This is a genomic window from Microbacterium sp. 3J1 (assembly GCF_001049495.1).
Lineage (GTDB): Bacteria > Actinomycetota > Actinomycetes > Actinomycetales > Microbacteriaceae > Microbacterium.
The window spans coordinates 223,081-237,800 of the sequence record NZ_CDWI01000014.1 but is presented as its reverse complement, the minus strand read 5'-3'; the positions used below and the strand labels follow the sequence as shown (position 1 = coordinate 237,800).

At 68.4% G+C, this 14,720-nt stretch carries 20 protein-coding genes; 16 read left to right on the top strand and 4 right to left on the bottom strand.

Features of this window, described 5'->3' with window-relative positions; genetic code table 11:
• Nucleotides 1-25 precede the first annotated feature (25 nt).
• Nucleotides 26-388, top strand: coding sequence for a DUF4233 domain-containing protein (locus BN2660_RS15565; protein WP_255305216.1), 363 nt, complete (start codon nt 26-28; stop codon nt 386-388).
• 1 nt (nt 389) lies between these two features.
• Nucleotides 390-806 (top strand): nucleoside-diphosphate kinase, encoded by a 417-nt coding sequence (ndk, locus tag BN2660_RS15560; protein ID WP_091234391.1) that lies wholly within the window; start codon nt 390-392, stop codon nt 804-806.
• Nucleotides 807-875: 69 nt separating this feature from the next.
• Here ndk and BN2660_RS15555 read toward each other — a convergent pair whose 3' ends face one another.
• Nucleotides 876-1,487 (bottom strand): vitamin K epoxide reductase family protein, encoded by a 612-nt coding sequence (locus BN2660_RS15555; RefSeq protein WP_091234388.1) that lies wholly within the window; start codon nt 1,485-1,487, stop codon nt 876-878.
• Nucleotides 1,488-1,770: 283 nt separating this feature from the next.
• Between BN2660_RS15555 and BN2660_RS15550 the strand changes: the two genes are divergently transcribed.
• Nucleotides 1,771-4,338, top strand: coding sequence for an Rne/Rng family ribonuclease (locus tag BN2660_RS15550; RefSeq protein WP_255305215.1), 2,568 nt, complete (start codon nt 1,771-1,773; stop codon nt 4,336-4,338).
• On the opposite strand, the gene BN2660_RS15545 is transcribed toward BN2660_RS15550, so the two are convergent.
• Complete coding sequence (locus tag BN2660_RS15545; protein ID WP_091234384.1) at nt 4,303-4,569, bottom strand: DUF4031 domain-containing protein; 267 nt, start codon at nt 4,567-4,569, stop codon at nt 4,303-4,305. The genes BN2660_RS15550 and BN2660_RS15545 overlap by 36 nt on opposite strands.
• Nucleotides 4,570-4,780: 211 nt before the next feature.
• Here BN2660_RS15545 and rplU point away from each other — a divergent pair, with 211 nt between their 5' ends.
• The 11 genes from rplU to BN2660_RS15490 all read left to right on the top strand — a co-directional run bounded on the left by rplU (nt 4,781) and on the right by BN2660_RS15490 (nt 12,624).
• Entirely contained in the window at nt 4,781-5,089 is a 309-nt protein-coding gene (rplU, locus tag BN2660_RS15540; RefSeq protein ID WP_028501602.1) for a 50S ribosomal protein L21, read from the top strand.
• 18 nt (nt 5,090-5,107) lie between these two features.
• Nucleotides 5,108-5,365 carry a 50S ribosomal protein L27 gene (gene rpmA, locus BN2660_RS15535; RefSeq protein ID WP_028501603.1) on the top strand — a complete coding sequence of 86 codons (258 nt, stop codon included), beginning with the start codon at nt 5,108-5,110 and terminating at the stop codon, nt 5,363-5,365.
• Between the two features lie 111 nt (nt 5,366-5,476).
• Complete coding sequence (gene obgE / locus BN2660_RS15530; protein ID WP_091234381.1) at nt 5,477-6,979, top strand: GTPase ObgE; 1,503 nt, start codon at nt 5,477-5,479, stop codon at nt 6,977-6,979.
• Nucleotides 6,976-7,761, top strand: coding sequence for a glutamate 5-kinase (gene proB, locus BN2660_RS15525; protein ID WP_091234378.1), 786 nt, complete (start codon nt 6,976-6,978; stop codon nt 7,759-7,761). Before obgE ends, proB begins: the two co-directional genes overlap by 4 nt.
• A gap of 9 nt (nt 7,762-7,770) precedes the next feature.
• Nucleotides 7,771-9,024, top strand: a complete 1,254-nt coding sequence (locus BN2660_RS15520; protein ID WP_091234375.1) for a glutamate-5-semialdehyde dehydrogenase — start codon at nt 7,771-7,773, stop codon at nt 9,022-9,024.
• Nucleotides 9,025-9,091: 67 nt separating this feature from the next.
• Nucleotides 9,092-9,316: a hypothetical protein gene (locus BN2660_RS15515; RefSeq protein ID WP_091234371.1), complete on the top strand. Its 225-nt coding sequence runs from the start codon at nt 9,092-9,094 to the stop codon at nt 9,314-9,316.
• Nucleotides 9,317-9,322: 6 nt separating this feature from the next.
• The gene (gene nadD, locus BN2660_RS15510) at nt 9,323-9,925 is read left to right on the top strand and encodes a nicotinate-nucleotide adenylyltransferase (protein ID WP_091234368.1); all 603 of its coding nucleotides are present in this window, start codon (nt 9,323-9,325) and stop codon (nt 9,923-9,925) included.
• Entirely contained in the window at nt 9,922-11,166 is a 1,245-nt protein-coding gene (locus tag BN2660_RS15505) for a hypothetical protein (protein WP_176697230.1), read from the top strand. Before nadD ends, BN2660_RS15505 begins: the two co-directional genes overlap by 4 nt.
• Nucleotides 11,166-11,546: a ribosome silencing factor gene (rsfS, locus tag BN2660_RS15500; protein ID WP_091234364.1), complete on the top strand. Its 381-nt coding sequence runs from the start codon at nt 11,166-11,168 to the stop codon at nt 11,544-11,546. Before BN2660_RS15505 ends, rsfS begins: the two co-directional genes overlap by 1 nt.
• A gap of 1 nt (nt 11,547) precedes the next feature.
• Nucleotides 11,548-12,237 carry an SDR family oxidoreductase gene (locus BN2660_RS15495; protein WP_091234361.1) on the top strand — a complete coding sequence of 230 codons (690 nt, stop codon included), beginning with the start codon at nt 11,548-11,550 and terminating at the stop codon, nt 12,235-12,237.
• A gap of 102 nt (nt 12,238-12,339) precedes the next feature.
• Nucleotides 12,340-12,624, top strand: coding sequence for a hypothetical protein (locus BN2660_RS15490; RefSeq protein WP_091234358.1), 285 nt, complete (start codon nt 12,340-12,342; stop codon nt 12,622-12,624).
• Nucleotides 12,625-12,670: 46 nt separating this feature from the next.
• Here BN2660_RS15490 and BN2660_RS15485 read toward each other — a convergent pair whose 3' ends face one another.
• Nucleotides 12,671-12,850, bottom strand: a complete 180-nt coding sequence (locus BN2660_RS15485) for a hypothetical protein (RefSeq protein WP_091234355.1) — start codon at nt 12,848-12,850, stop codon at nt 12,671-12,673.
• Nucleotides 12,851-12,989: 139 nt separating this feature from the next.
• Nucleotides 12,990-13,298, bottom strand: a complete 309-nt coding sequence (locus BN2660_RS15480; RefSeq protein WP_091234352.1) for a hypothetical protein — start codon at nt 13,296-13,298, stop codon at nt 12,990-12,992.
• A gap of 98 nt (nt 13,299-13,396) precedes the next feature.
• On the opposite strand from BN2660_RS15480, the gene BN2660_RS15475 reads away from it, so the two are divergent.
• Nucleotides 13,397-14,362: a hypothetical protein gene (locus tag BN2660_RS15475; protein WP_141651315.1), complete on the top strand. Its 966-nt coding sequence runs from the start codon at nt 13,397-13,399 to the stop codon at nt 14,360-14,362.
• Nucleotides 14,359-14,652, top strand: coding sequence for a hypothetical protein (locus tag BN2660_RS15470; protein ID WP_141651314.1), 294 nt, complete (start codon nt 14,359-14,361; stop codon nt 14,650-14,652). The genes BN2660_RS15475 and BN2660_RS15470 overlap by 4 nt, the downstream gene beginning before the upstream one ends.
• Nucleotides 14,653-14,720 lie beyond the last annotated feature (68 nt).

Here is a 14,720-nt window from a genome sequence, read left to right as displayed (position 1 = left end):
CACGGCGAGGCCGCCACGGACACTCGTGCAGAAGCTCGCGCCGATCGTGCTCGGCTTCGAGTCGATCGTGGTCTTCCTCGCCGGTCTCACGATCTTCGGGTTGAAGACGCTCCCCGAGGGCATCCCGCAGTGGTGGGGCATCGTCGGGGGAGTCGTGGTCGGTCTCGCGTGCATCGCGATCGCCGGAATGATCACGAAGCCGTGGGCGATACCCGCGGGGTGGGTGATCCAGGCGATCATCGCGCTGTCCGCGATCCTCGTCCCCGCGATCCTGATGGTCGTCCTCGTTTTCGGCGGCATGTGGGGATATGCGACGATCATGGGGGCTCGATTGGACGCACGACGTCCCGCCGGGCCCGCGACCGAGACTCAGACAGAGAGTGAATGACATGGCCACTGAAGAAACCCTCGTCCTCGTCAAGCCCGACGGCGTCGCCCGGGGCCTCACCGGAGCGATCCTCGCGCGCATCGAGTCGAAGGGGTACGCCCTCGTCGACATCCGTCTCGTCGAGCCCGACCGCGACCTCCTCGCCGCGCACTACGCGGAGCACGAGGGAAAGCCGTTCTACGAGCCGCTCCTCGAGTTCATGCTGTCGGGTCCGTCGGTCGCGATCCGACTCGCAGGCAACCGCGTGATCGAGGGCTTCCGCTCGCTCGCCGGCACGACCGACCCGACCACGGCTGCTCCCGGCACGATCCGGGGCGACTTCGGGCGCGACTGGGGTCTCAAGGTGCAGCAGAACCTCGTCCACGGCTCGGACAGCCCCGAGTCGGCCGCACGGGAGCTCGGCATCTGGTTCGACTGACCCGTCCCGCGTTACGACGAAGCCCGCCGCACGAGTCCGTGCGGCGGGCTTCGTCGTGCGAGCAGGGGGTCAGAACAGGAGCTTGGCCATCTCGCCGAGGAAGTCGAGGCCCTGCAACTGCGCCAGGACGATGATGAACGCGAAGGCGAGGATCGTGGCGAGGGGCACCCAGACCATCGCCTTGTCCGCGGCCCCCCGGACCTTCTCGTTCCGGGTGAAGGTGCCGTTGCGGGTGAGATGCACCATCGTGGCGAAGAACGTCGGGATCGTGACCGCCCAGGTGACCATGCACCAGGGGCAGAGCACGAACAGGTCGTAGAGGCTCTGGCCGATCAGCCAGCACACGAAGCCGAACGCCAAGGTCACTCCGACGCCGAACAGGGCCCAGAACCACCGGGAGAAACGTGCGCCGGCGAGGATCGCGACGCCGACGACCAGAGGAGCCATCCATCCGGCGAGCCCCATGATCGGGTTCGGGAAGCCGAAGACGGAGCCCTGCCAGGACTCGAGGTTCGTGCTGCACTGGATGAACGGGCTCAGATCGCATGCCAGCGGATCGGAGGGATTCTCGAGCAGCGCGAACTTCTCGACCGTGAGCTGGAAGGCGGCGAACCAGCCCACGACGCTCGCGATGATCAGCCAGACGGCGTAGATGACGGGGCGGGTGCGCTGCTCGCTCATGTGTGGATTATCCCAGCGATCTCTATGCGCCGGGCGTGAGCCGCTCCGGGGAAAATCGAGACGGGATCGTGGGGATGCCGCGATCCGGCGCACTTGGTGCGATAATGACCTGTGATGCACCGCACGACCCGGTCGTGTCTCGCATCGCCGCAGACTTCGGGGCCGTATGCCCCACGTGACCAGAGCCCAGAGCCGGTCGCACACCGAGTGAGTTCGCGGCACCCGCGGGTGCCGCACGAGATTTCGCGGAACACGCAGTGTCCGCGCGAGGAGTACGCCAGAGATGGCCGATGAGAACAATGACTACGACGCCCCTACCCTCGACTTCTCTGCGGATGCTGACGCACCCGCGGGAGTAGTCGCCGACGCTCCGGAAGGCGACGGCGCAGCCGACGCCCCCGACGCCGAGGCGACCCCCACGGAGACGGGTTCCACCGCCGACCCCGCTGCCGAGGAGACATCGGAGCAGCCGACGTCCGAGGAGCCTGCCGCCGAGGAGCCTGCGACTGCGGAGGAGCCCGCTGCTGCGGACCAGCCTGCCGCCGAGGAGCCCGCTGCTGCAGAAGAGCCCGTTGCTGCGGAAGAGCCCGTTGCTGCGGAAGAGCCCGTTGCTGCGGAAGAGCCCGTTGCTGCGGAAGAGCCCGTTGCTGCGGAAGAGCCCGTTGCTGCGGAAGAGCCCGTTGCGGCCGAGAAGCCCGCCGCCGACGCGTCTTCGGCGCCGGTGACCGCGGTCAGCCTGGGACTGCTTCCCGAGGTGTTCGTCTCGCAGGTCTCCACGCAGCTGCACTTCTACGCGCCCGAGGTCGTCCCGCTCCCGGCGCGCCCCGGACGCGAGCGCATCTTCGACCGCATCGCGGATCGCGAGCCGGAGGAGCCTGCATCCGGTCGTCGTGGTCGTCGTCGCCGTGGAGGGTCCGACGACGCAGACCCGCGCGACCAGCGCGACCAGCGGGATCAGCGGGACGAGCCGCGCCAGCCCCGTCAGCGGGTTGTCGAGTACATCACCGAGCCCAAGGCCATCAAGGGCTCGACACGCCTCGAGGCGAAGAAGCAGCGTCGCCGCGACGGACGCGATGCCGGACGTCGCCGCCCGGTCGTCACCGAGGCCGAGTTCCTCGCGCGCCGCGAATCGGTCGACCGCAAGATGGTCGTGCGCTCGAAGAACGGCCGCACGCAGATCGGCGTCCTCGAGGACGGCGTGCTCGTGGAGCACTACGTCGCTCGCAATCAGGATGCGTCGCTCATCGGCAACGTGTATCTCGGACGTGTCCAGAACGTGCTGCCCAGCATGGAGGCCGCGTTCGTCGACATCGGTCGCGGTCGCAACGCCGTCCTGTACTCCGGTGAGGTCGACTGGGACGGTGTGGAGACCGGCAACCAGCCGCGCCGCATCGAGCTGGCGCTCAAGGCCGGCGACCGCGTCCTCGTGCAGGTGACGAAAGACCCGGTCGGACACAAGGGCGCCCGGCTCACCAGCCAGATCTCGCTCCCGGGTCGCTACCTCGTGTACGTGCCCGGCGGATCCATGAACGGCATCAGCCGCAAGCTTCCCGACAACGAGCGGGCGCGCCTCAAGCGCATCCTCAAGGAGGTCCTGCCGGAGTCGTCCGGCGTGATCGTCCGTACCGCGGCCGAGGGCGCCACCGAGGACCAGCTGACGCGCGACGTGCAGCGTCTGACCATGCAGTGGGAGCACATCCGCACGCAGGTCGAGAACCAGCAGGCGCCGTCGCTGTTGCACGCCGAGCCCGACCTCCTGGTGAAGATCGTGCGTGACGTCTTCAACGAGGACTTCACCAAGATGCTGATCCAGGGCGAGGACGCGCAGAGCACCATCCGCGCGTACCTCGAGAGCGTCGCCCCCGACCTCCTGGAGCGCGTCGAGGCGTACGAGGACGAGACCGACCCGTTCGACGCGTTCCGCATCACCGAGCAGATCGAGAAGGCGCTGGACCGCAAGGTCTGGCTCCCTTCCGGCGGCTCGCTGGTGATCGATCGCACCGAGGCCATGACTGTCGTCGACGTCAACACGGGCAAGTTCGTGGGCTCGGGGGGAAACCTCGAGGAGACCGTCACCAAGAACAACCTGGAAGCCGCTGAGGAGATCGTCCGCCAGCTGCGACTGCGCGACATCGGCGGCATCATCGTGGTGGACTTCATCGACATGGTGCTCGAGTCGAACCGCGATCTCGTGCTGCGGCGCCTCATCGAATGCCTCAGCCGCGACCGGACGAAGCACCAGGTCGCCGAGGTGACCTCTCTGGGGCTCGTGCAGATGACCCGCAAGAAGCTCGGCCTCGGTCTCCTCGAGACGTTCAGCGAGGCGTGCGAGGTGTGCGCCGGTCGTGGCGTCATCGTCCACCACGACCCGGTCGTGAAGCACCGGGTCAACTCGAGCAACAACGGCAACGGCAACGGCAACGGCTCCTCGAACCGGCGTCAGCGCGGCGGGAACGGGCAGAACCAGAGCCCTGCTCTCGCGACGGGCACGACGCACAGCATCCCCGAGGGGGCCAAGTCGGCCCTGGCTCAGATCGCCAAGTCGACGCTCGTGCCGAACGGCGAGGTCGCAGCGGATGCCGCGGCGCCGGCCGCCGAGCCGGTCGAGGCTCCGGCCGCCGGCCAGGAGCGCCCGAAGAAGCCGCGGAAGAAGCGCGGTTCGGACCGCAAGAGCCCGAAGTCGCCGGCCGAGCAGCTGCTCGACTCCGTGCTCGACGCGCTGCCCGAGCCGAAGGCGCCCGGTCAGGGCCGCGGTCGCCGTCGCGTGTCGACGGCCGCACTCACCGGCACGCCGGTGTCGGTGAACTCCGAGCCGTCAGCGCCGGTCGCGAGCGGGGACTCTGAGGCCTGAGGCGATGAGCCTGCGGACGAGCTCCTTGCCGCCGACGGGCTGAGCGCCGGCGGCGACGAGCCGGGGGATCATCTCCTCCGGCACGTCGTAGTGGTCGAGGTCGAAGGCGCGAGCCGGTACGTCGAGCCTGCGCGCGAAGGCGTGCAGCTCGTCGAGACTGTCGTCGCTGACGAGATGAGCCCACAGTCGTCCGTGCGCGGGCCAGCGGGGGTCGTCGACGAGTACGGTCACCTCGACAGCCTATGACCGGACACGCCACCGAGCGCGTTTTGCGACACCGTCCCGCATCCGGTAAAGTAGTCCCTTGGTGCGTATGCCGCGTCTTCCTCGACGGTCGATGCGGAGAGTCTTGCATTCGTGCCCGTCGCCCCGCGACGCATGCAAGCAACAGTCTTCCCGTGAGATCTCGGAGCCGCGAGCTCCCCAACGAAACAGGTATGAAGTGGTTTACGCAGTAGTGCGCGCCGGTGGGCGGCAGGAGAAGGTCGAGGTCGGCACGATCGTTCAGCTCGACCGTGTCAAGGCTGCCCAGGGCGAGAAGATCGAGCTGGCCGCCGTGCTGCTCGTCGACGGCGCCACGGTGACCACCGACGCTGACTCGCTCGCGAAGGTCAAGGTCACCGCAGAGGTCATCGGCAACCTCCGCGGCCCGAAGATCATCATCCAGAAGTACAAGAACAAGACCGGTTACAAGAAGCGTCAGGGCCACCGCCAGGAGCTCACGCGCGTCAAGATCACCGGCATCAAGTAAGACCGAGGAGACCAGGACATGGCACACAAAAAGGGCGCAAGCTCCACCCGTAACGGTCGTGACTCCAACGCTCAGCGACTTGGCGTCAAGCGCTTCGGTGGACAGCAGGTTCTCGCCGGCGAGATCATCGTCCGTCAGCGCGGCACGCACTTCCACCCCGGCGTGAACGTCGGCCGTGGTGGCGACGACACGCTGTTCGCACTGGCCGCCGGCGCGGTCCAGTTCGGCGCGAAGGGCGGCCGCAAGGTCGTCAACATCGTCGCCGCTGCTGAGTGATCACAGCGCGACAGTAGGCATCCTGTTCGGGGCGGGCTTCGGCCCGTCCCGAACTCTGCTTTTAGGCCGAACTCCCGTTCAGGCCGAACACTTTTCTGAGGAGAGAGAGACATGGTCAGCTTCGTCGACACCGTGACGCTTCATCTGCGTGCGGGCAAGGGCGGCAACGGCTGTGTCTCGGTGCACCGCGAGAAGTTCAAGCCGCTGGGCGGTCCCGACGGCGGCAACGGCGGTGACGGCGGCGACATCGTGCTCGTGGCCGACACGCAGACCGGAACGCTGCTGTCGTACCACCACTCGCCGCACCGCTCTTCCGGCAACGGCGGGCCCGGAATGGGCGATCACCGCTCCGGCTTCCTCGGTGAGACCCTCGAGCTCCCCGTGCCGGTGGGCACGGTGGTGAAGAACCCGGACGGCGACGTGCTCGTCGACATGATCGTTCCGGGGGAGCGCTTCGTGGTCGCCAAGGGCGGTCAGGGCGGACTGGGCAACGCCGCCCTCGCCACACCGAAGCGCAAGGCGCCGGGCTTCGCGCTCCTCGGCACGCCGGGCTACGAGGGCGACATCGTCCTCGAGCTCAAGACGGTGGCCGACGTCGCGCTCGTGGGCTATCCCTCCGCGGGCAAGTCGAGCCTGATCGGGGCCATCTCCGCCGCGCGGCCCAAGATCGCCGACTACCCGTTCACGACTCTGCACCCGAACCTCGGAGTCGTCCAGCAGGGCGACTTCCGCTACACCGTCGCCGACGTCCCCGGACTCATCGAGGGCGCGAGCGAAGGCCGCGGCCTCGGACTGGAATTCCTCCGGCACGTCGAGCGCTGCTCGGCGTTGCTCCACGTCCTCGACTGCGCGACGCTCGAGCCGGGACGCGACCCCATCTCGGACCTCGACGTGATCCTCGCCGAGCTCGCCGCGTATGAGGTGCCGGAGGGGCAGACGCCCCTTCTCGAGCGTCCTCAGCTCATCGCTCTGAACAAGATCGACGTGCCGGAAGCCCGTGACCTGGCGGAGCTCGTGCGCCCCGACCTCGAGGCGCGCGGTTTCCGCGTCTTCGAGATCTCCTCCGTCTCGCACGAGGGCCTTCGCCCGCTCACCTTCGCCCTCGGCAAGATCGTCGACAAGCACCGCGCCGAGCAGGCCGCTGCCGAGACGCCGCGTGAGCGAGTCGTCATCCGTCCTCGCGGGTCGAAGAAGGAGTTCACGATCCGCGTCGAGGGCGGCACCTACGGCAACATCTACCGCATCCTCGGTGAGAAGCCGGTCCGCTGGGTGCAGCAGACGGACTTCCAGAACGAGGAGGCCGTCGGCTTCCTGGCCGACCGCCTCGAGAAGGTGGGCGTCGAGGACGAGCTGTTCCGCCTCGGAGCGGTGCAGGGCTCGACGGTCGTCATCGGCGAGGGCGACAGCATCGTCTTCGACTGGGAGCCGACCATGACGTCCGCCGCCGAGCTGATGACGGCTCCGCGAGGGACCGACCCCCGTCTGGCTCCGAACGCCCGACGCACCACCTCCGAACGCCGTGAGCAGTACTACGAGCGCATGGACGCCAAGGCCGAGGCTCGCGCAGAAGCGGAGACCCGGCGCCTCGCGACCCGCGACGAGGGCGGGGAGTGACGGCGCGTTCGCGCGCGGACCTCGCGACCGCGTCGCGCATCGTCGTCAAGGTCGGATCCTCGTCGATCAGCGGCGAATCCTCCTGGCGGATCCCCGTGATCGTGGAGGCTCTCGCCGCGGCCCACGCCCGCGGCGCGGAGGTCATCCTCGTGTCGTCCGGCGCCATCGCCAGCGGCATCCCGTTCCTCCGCCTCGATGCTCGTCCCACCGACCTCGCGACGCAGCAGGCCGCTGCGGCCGTCGGGCAGAACATCCTCGTCTACCGCTATCAGGAGGCGCTTCGGCCGTTCGACATCGTCGCCGGCCAGGTGCTCCTCACCACCGGCGACCTCGAGAACCCGACCTCGCGCAGCAATGCGCGCCGCGCGATGGAGCGACTGCTCGGACTCAGGGTCCTGCCGATCGTGAACGAGAACGACACGGTCGCCACGCAGGAGATCCGCTTCGGTGACAACGACCGCCTCGGCGCCCTCGTCGCCCAGCTCACCCAGGCCGATGCACTGGTGCTGCTCAGCGACATCGAATCGCTCTACACCAGGCCACCGTCGGACCCGCGGGCCGAGCCGATCGACACCGTGGCTCCGGATGCCGACCTCTCGGGTCTCGAGTTCGGCTCGACCGTCGTGAACAGCGTCGGCACCGGCGGAGCAGCCACCAAGGTGTCGGCCGCGCGCCTCGCGGCGGCATCCGGGATCGGCGTGCTCGTCACCAGCGCCGATCTCGTCGACAAGGCGCTGCGCGGCGCCGAAATAGGGACCTGGTTCGAACCTGCCCTCTCCTAGACTGGGCGGATGACCGACCAGACCCCGGAGCTGCGCCTGGAGCGCGCCAAGGAGGCGTCTCGCGCCACCGCCGCCCTCACGAGCGACGAGAAGGATCGTGCGCTCGAAGCCATCGCCGCAGCGCTCGAGCTGAACGCCCAGCGCATCATCGAGGCCAACGGGCGCGACATCGAGCGCGGTCGCGCCGACGGCATCGGCGATTCGCTGATCGACCGCCTGCGCCTCGATGAGAAGCGGGTGGCTGCGCTGGCGGCAGCGGTCCGGCTCGTCGCCGCCCTGCCCGACCCGGTGGGCCGCGTCGTGGGCGGACATCGGATGCCGAACGGCGTGGCTCTCGAGCAGGTCCGCGTCCCGTTCGGTGTCGTCGGGGCGATCTACGAGGCACGACCCAATGTGACGGTCGACATCGCCGCGCTCGCCCTCCGATCGGGCAACGCCGTGGTGCTGCGCGGCGGGAGTGCCGCTCAGGCCTCGAACTCCGTGCTCGTCGAGATCATGCGCGACGCGCTGCACGGCGTCGGCATCACCCCCGAGGCCGTCCAGACCGTCGACGATTTCGGACGCGACGGCGCGAGGGCGATGATGCACGGTCGCGGATTCATCGATGTGCTCGTGCCGCGGGGGAGTGCGGGGCTGATCGAGACCGTCGTGACGGAGTCCACGGTCCCGGTCATCGAGACCGGTGCGGGCAACGTGCACATCGTCCTCGACGAGAGCGCGCCCGACGACTGGGCACGCGACATCGTGGTGAACGCGAAGGTGCAGCGGCCGAGTGTGTGCAACGCCGTCGAGACCGTCCTCGTCCTCCGTCAGGCGGCACCTCGCCTCGTCCCGCTCGTCGCCAGCGCGCTCCAGAGCGAGGGTGTGGCGATCCACGGGGACGACATGGTCGCGGGTCTCGTGTCCAACGTCATCCCCGCGACGGAGGAGGACTGGGAGACCGAGTACTCCAGTCTCGACATCGCGATGAAGGTCGTCGACACGCTCGACGACGCACTCAGCCACATACGGCGGTACAGCACCGGACACACCGAGTCCATCATCACGACCGATTCGCGCAACGCCGAGAGGTTCCTGGCCGAGGTGGATTCGGCCGTGGTGATGGCCAACGCGTCGACTCGCTTCACCGACGGGGGCGAGTTCGGGTTCGGCGCCGAGGTCGGCATCTCGACGCAGAAGCTCCACGCCAGGGGCCCGATGGGGCTCCCGGAGCTGACGAGCACGAAATGGCTGGCGCGTGGAGCGGGGCAGACACGCGGCTGAGGGCTAGACTGGGTGGCGCTGTGACGCCTCAGGTGTCGCTCACCGTCAGCCACGAAACGGAGTCAGGATGAACCTCGTCGCACAGATCGCGATGGCCGCCGCCGAGACCGAGCACCATGGCAACGTCGCGCTCGAGACGCTGATCTTCGGGGTCATCGCGGCGATCGTGTTCGCATTCCTCGGTCTGGTGACGCTGTCGTACAAGAACGTCGCCAACCGCCACTCGGCCAAGGCCGAGGCCTGGGCCGCGAAGCACGGCAAGGACGGCCACGAGGCGGGACACGGCCACTAGGCCCCTATGAACGACACGACCTCGCGTCCCACGCGCATCGGTGTGATGGGCGGTACCTTCGACCCGATCCACCACGGGCACCTGGTCGCTGCCAGCGAGGTCGCGCACTCCTTCGATCTCGACGAGGTCGTCTTCGTCCCCACCGGGCATCCGTGGCAGAAGTCCGAGGTGACGTCGAGCGAACACCGGTATCTGATGACGGTCATCGCCACGGCATCGAATCCGCAGTTCACCGTCAGCCGCGTCGACATCAACCGCGAAGGCCCGACCTACACGATCGACACCCTGCGCGACCTCAAGAAGGATCGCCCCGACGCCGAACTCTTCTTCATCACGGGTGCCGACGCTGTAGCGCAAATTCTCAGTTGGAGGGACCATGATGAACTGTGGGAGCTGGCCCACTTCGTCGCGGTCTCTCGTCCAGGACACGTCCTGAGCACTGACGGCCTCCCGAGCGACGACGTCAGCCAGCTGGAGGTGCCGGCGCTGTCCATCTCGTCGACAGCGTGCCGCGAGCGGGTGCGCGACGGTGAGCCGGTCTGGTATCTCGTTCCCGACGGAGTCGTCCAGTACATCGCGAAGCATCATCTGTATCGGAGCAAGGCATGAGTACATCGGATCAGCAGGAGCACGGTCCGCTGACGCGAAAGCAGCTGCGTGAGATCAGGTTGACCGGGGCCACCCCCGTCATCACGCCCGAAGAGGCGGCCGCCGCTGCGGCTGCGGCCGCGGCGCCACCGCAGTCACCGGCACCCGAGACCGAGCCGGTCGTCGATGAGCCGGACGCCGACGCGTCTGCCGTCGAGCCCGAGCCCCAGTCCGAGTCCGAGCCCGAGCCCGAGCCCGAGCCCGAGTCGACTGTCGAAGAGCCGGCGGAGGAGGCACCGACGGCTGCAGCCCCGGCAGCAGACGTTGCCGGGCAGTGGGCGCACACGCCCCTGACCCGTCGTCAGGTGCGCGAACGCGAGCGCGGGAACACCGCGCCCACGGCGGTCCCGCCCGTCACTCCGAACTCATCCGACGACGGGTCCGAATCGGCTCAGGACGAGCGTGCCGAGGGCGACGCACCGGCTGAGACGCCGGCGCCGGCCTCCGCCGACGAGATCGTCATCGAGCCGGAGGTCGTGACGGCAGTGCCGGCTGACGACATCGACGACGCGGATGCCGACGAGGACGTCGCCGCGACGCCCGTCAGTGCGTCCGCCACCGTCGAGAGCGCCGGTGAGGTGCCGCTCGTGCTCGAGCAGGTGGATCCCGAGGGGGAGGAGCGCGGCGCCCCCGTGCAGGACCTCCTCGCAGACGGCGGCGAGTCCGTCGACGCCGACGATCCTGATTCCGCAGAACGTCCCACCGTCAGCTCGGCGTTCGGTCGAGGCGTCCTGAAGGACGCAGAGGCTGCGCCGCAGCCGTTCACGCCGTCGTTCGACGAGCTGCTGACGGCCGGCGACTCGGCGGGTTCCCAACACCTCGCCCCGAACACCCTGATCTTCAATCCTTCTCCCGGCGACGGCTCGCTGTCGGGGCCGGTCGCCTCCACCGGAGAGATCCTCGTCACCGGGTCGTACGAACTCCCCAAGGGGCTCGGCTCCCAGGGCCACGCTCACGGGACCACGGACGGCAAGGACATCGACTCCGTCCTCATCGACGGAGAGCTGCCGCCGGCATCCTCTCCGACCCCGATCGCGGCAAGCGCCGCGGTCAGCACCATCAAGCCCGCCGGTGAGGTCATCCGACCGCCGGCTCCCGAAAAGGGCAACAAGCTCATGCTCATCCTCGCGATCGTGGCGGGTGGTCTCGCGCTCGCGCTGGGCGTTGCCCTGATCGTCGCCTTCACCACGAATGTGTTCTGATGCAGTCACCTGAAACCGCCGAAGAGATGCTGCAGCTCGCGGCAGACGCCGCCGTCTCGAAGGGCGGAGAGGACCTCGTCGCCCTCAACGTCTCCGAGCCCCTCCCGCTCGTGGACATCTTCCTCCTCGTCACGGGCAACAGCGAGCGCAACGTCGCCGCGATCGCCGATGAGATCGAGGACAGGCTCATCGAAGCCGGGCACAAGCGCGTGCGCCGAGAGGGGCGTGCCGAAGCGCGTTGGGTGCTCCTCGACTTCGGAGACCTGATCGTCCACGTCTTCCACCAGGAGGAGCGCGTGTACTACGGCCTCGAGCGGCTCTGGAAGGACTGCCCCGTGGTCCCGTTCGAGCTCGCGGATCCCGCGGCCGACCGTTCCTGACATGCCGGCGCATCTGATCACCGGCGCCGGGTCCGGCATCGGGGCGGCGCTCGCGCGTCGCCTGCTCGGCCGAGGTGATCAGGTGGTGCTGCTGGCGCGCGACGCGGGGCGCGCTCGTGCGATCGCCGAGTCGCTTCCCGGCTCCTCCGCGATCGTGGGCGACCTGGCGCAGCCGGGGCGGCTCTCCTGGGCGTTGTCGAAGCAGGCACTCCCCGAGCGCCTCGACTCCGTCATCCATGTCGCGGGCGTGGTCGATCTCGGGCCGGTGGCGGATATCCCCGCCACCCTGTGGGAGCACCAGCTCGCCGTGAATCTGGTCGGCCCGGCCGAGCTGACGCGACTCCTGCTTCCGCTGTTGCGTGTCTCGCGCGGTCACGTCGTGTTCGTGAACTCCGGCGCCGGCCTCCACGCTCATGCGGGATGGTCGGCCTACGCAGCGTCGAAGCACGGTCTCAAGGCCCTCGCCGATTCGCTGCGCGCGGAGGAGGGGGAGAACGGGATCAGGGTGACGTCGATCTATCCGGGGCGCACCGCGACTCCCATGCAGGAGCGCGTGCATCAGCAGGAGGGGCGAGCGTATGAGCCGGATCGCTTCATCGCTGCGGATTCCGTCGCGACCACGATACTGACGGCGCTCGATCTTCCGGAGGATGCGGTCCTCACCGACCTCACGGTGCGCCCGAAGCCCTGAAACGAGATTCTCGATCTCGTTACGCGAACTGTCAAGGGTCTACCTGGGAGTCGGCGTCCAGGGGATGATCTCCGTGGGGAGAAAGTCTTGGAGGGCTGTCGAATGACCGGAGATCCAGATCCTAGATATGTACTGAACCGGGTCACGCCGTCGGAGTGGGTGATCAACGACCGGCGCTACGCCGCCGACGATCCACGTCATGTGGTGGCCTGCGTCTACGAGTATGCGGACACCGAGGTCGAGGTCGTCTGGTTGAGGGACCTCCCGTTGGCCGTCCGCTACTCGAACCCCTACGAGGTGTTGGAGGAGGTGGCGCGGGTGCAGGATCCCAGCCGTGCGACGAGGCCGATCGCGATTCCTCACCTGCCTCCTCTGCTCGCGACCTGACGGATTCGCGCGGCAGCTCCTCACGGAGGCTGCCGCGCGAGGGCGGTCAGACGGCGTCGTCGTCGCGGGGCTCTTCCGCCGCCAGGCGGTCGGCCTCGGCTCCGTCGATCTGATCCGCGTCGGCATCCGTGTCGAGCACGGTGCCGCCGTCGACCTCCTGCTGGGGGATGTCCTGATCATCGCCGCCGTCGGGCAGCGGGAGGATCGGGGGAGTGGGGTTGGACATGATGGCTCTCCTCTCGAGCGGTGTGGCTGGCCACGATAGGACGCCGACGTCCCGCGGTCGAATGGCTTGACCGGCTCGCCGCGGAGGAGTACGTCGCGTCCACGGTGAGCGGCCGATCGCCGACGCCCGGCCCGTCCAGTCAGGACTGGATGCCGGCGTCACGTCCGTGCTTCGCCTCGAATACCCGGGTGGCCCGCGATGCGGACCGGATCTCCCGGATTCCCATGACGGCTCCGAACAGCAGCAGGGCAGAGCCGAGCAAGCGCCAGAGATCCACGCCGTCGAGCATGACGAGGACGGCCCACATCGACGAGATCAGAACGCAAGAGACCACGGTGTAGGCGCCCCAGTTCCGCCGTCGCTGAAGAGCCATGCGCTGCTGGATCAGGGACGGAGTGGGGAGGTCGCGAGCGGATCGCGCGTGCGGCTCGCTTCGCTCGTCGTCCATCTGTGAAGCAAACCAGCGATCCGCGCCGGCCACCAGGGGTATCGGCGAGGTCGCGCACTATGCCACTGTGACTTCGGGGACGACGACTGGGGGCAGCAGTGCGGGTACTGGTATTCGTCGGGGCCATGGTGGTGGTGGCCCTACTGTCGGCGGGCGCGGCGATTCTCGTCGGTCTGAACACGCCCCCCGGCCACGGCATGGCGTGGTTGAGCAGTCTCGCCGTCGGCGGGTATCTGCTCGCTCCCGTGCTCCTCGCAAGTCTGATGTCCTTCTGGGACACGACCGCTTCGGAGGACGCGCGTCGAGGGTTCCGGCGGGCTCTCATCGTCAACGTCGGCCTCCAGGTCCTCGCAACGGCGGCCATGTGCGTGTTCACGGTTCTGACCGGTGCGCCATGGTGGCTGACGGTGCTGTTCACCGCCGTCGGCGTGGCAGCGATGGCAGGAGCCGTCGCCGTGCTGCCCCGGTTGCGACGCATGGATCGCGCCCGCCCTGCGGTTGACCCTCGCTCCGCATATGGGCGCACCCAGTTGCGTCGGGATCTGCGCAAGATACTCCTGACGATGCTGGTCACCCTGATCGGAGTCGCGGCTCTCATCGGTGTGCTGACGATCTTCTTTCCGGGAGATCTGGTGAGTCTGCTCCGGTATCCGCCGCTCTTCGCCGCGATGGGCGGCGCCATCGCCTGCCTGCTGGCATCCGGGCGGATCAGCAGGCAGATCCGCGACCTGGTGGGAGGCGACATGGGCCGAGCGAATCGCATCGGCAAAGTGGTCGTGCGCGGCAAGAACGCTCAGCTGTCACCTGAGGACGAGGAGCTCGTGCCGACGTACGCGTCCTTGGCCTGGGTCGCGCAGGCCTACTCGGTCCCGGGCTTCGTGCTTCTGGTCGGAGCAGCGGTAGCCCAGCAGGTGTTCACGATCGTCGATGATCCCTCCGACCCGTGGCCGCTCTGGTTCACCGCGGTCGCTGGTGTCACGCTCATCGCCATCCTCCCCGTGACGATCATCCAACTCCGCCGCACCCGGGCATACGCCCGGAGCACCGGCAGCCGGCTCGCATGACGAGGAGCGAGCTGTCCGACGAGCGGCGAGTGGCCCTCGAACGGAGACTTTCAGAGGTGCAGGTCGAGCTCGCGGACCTCGCGAAGGAACGCCTCCATTTCATCGTGGGCGACACCGCCACGTTGCGCGAGCGGTCGGAGACGCTCGAGACCGAAGCCGACGCCATCCGACGCGAGCTGGGCCTCCCGGCAGCACCCGGCCGACCACCTCGCGCAGACGGGCTCGGGTGGACACTCGTCTGCGGGGGCGCGGTGGTCGCCGGGGTGGTGCTCTGGCTCGTCACCCGATGAACGTTCCGCCCGGGTTTCCGTCCGAGCTGACGGCATTCCGGACGCGGGTCGAGCTGGAGGCTCGGAGC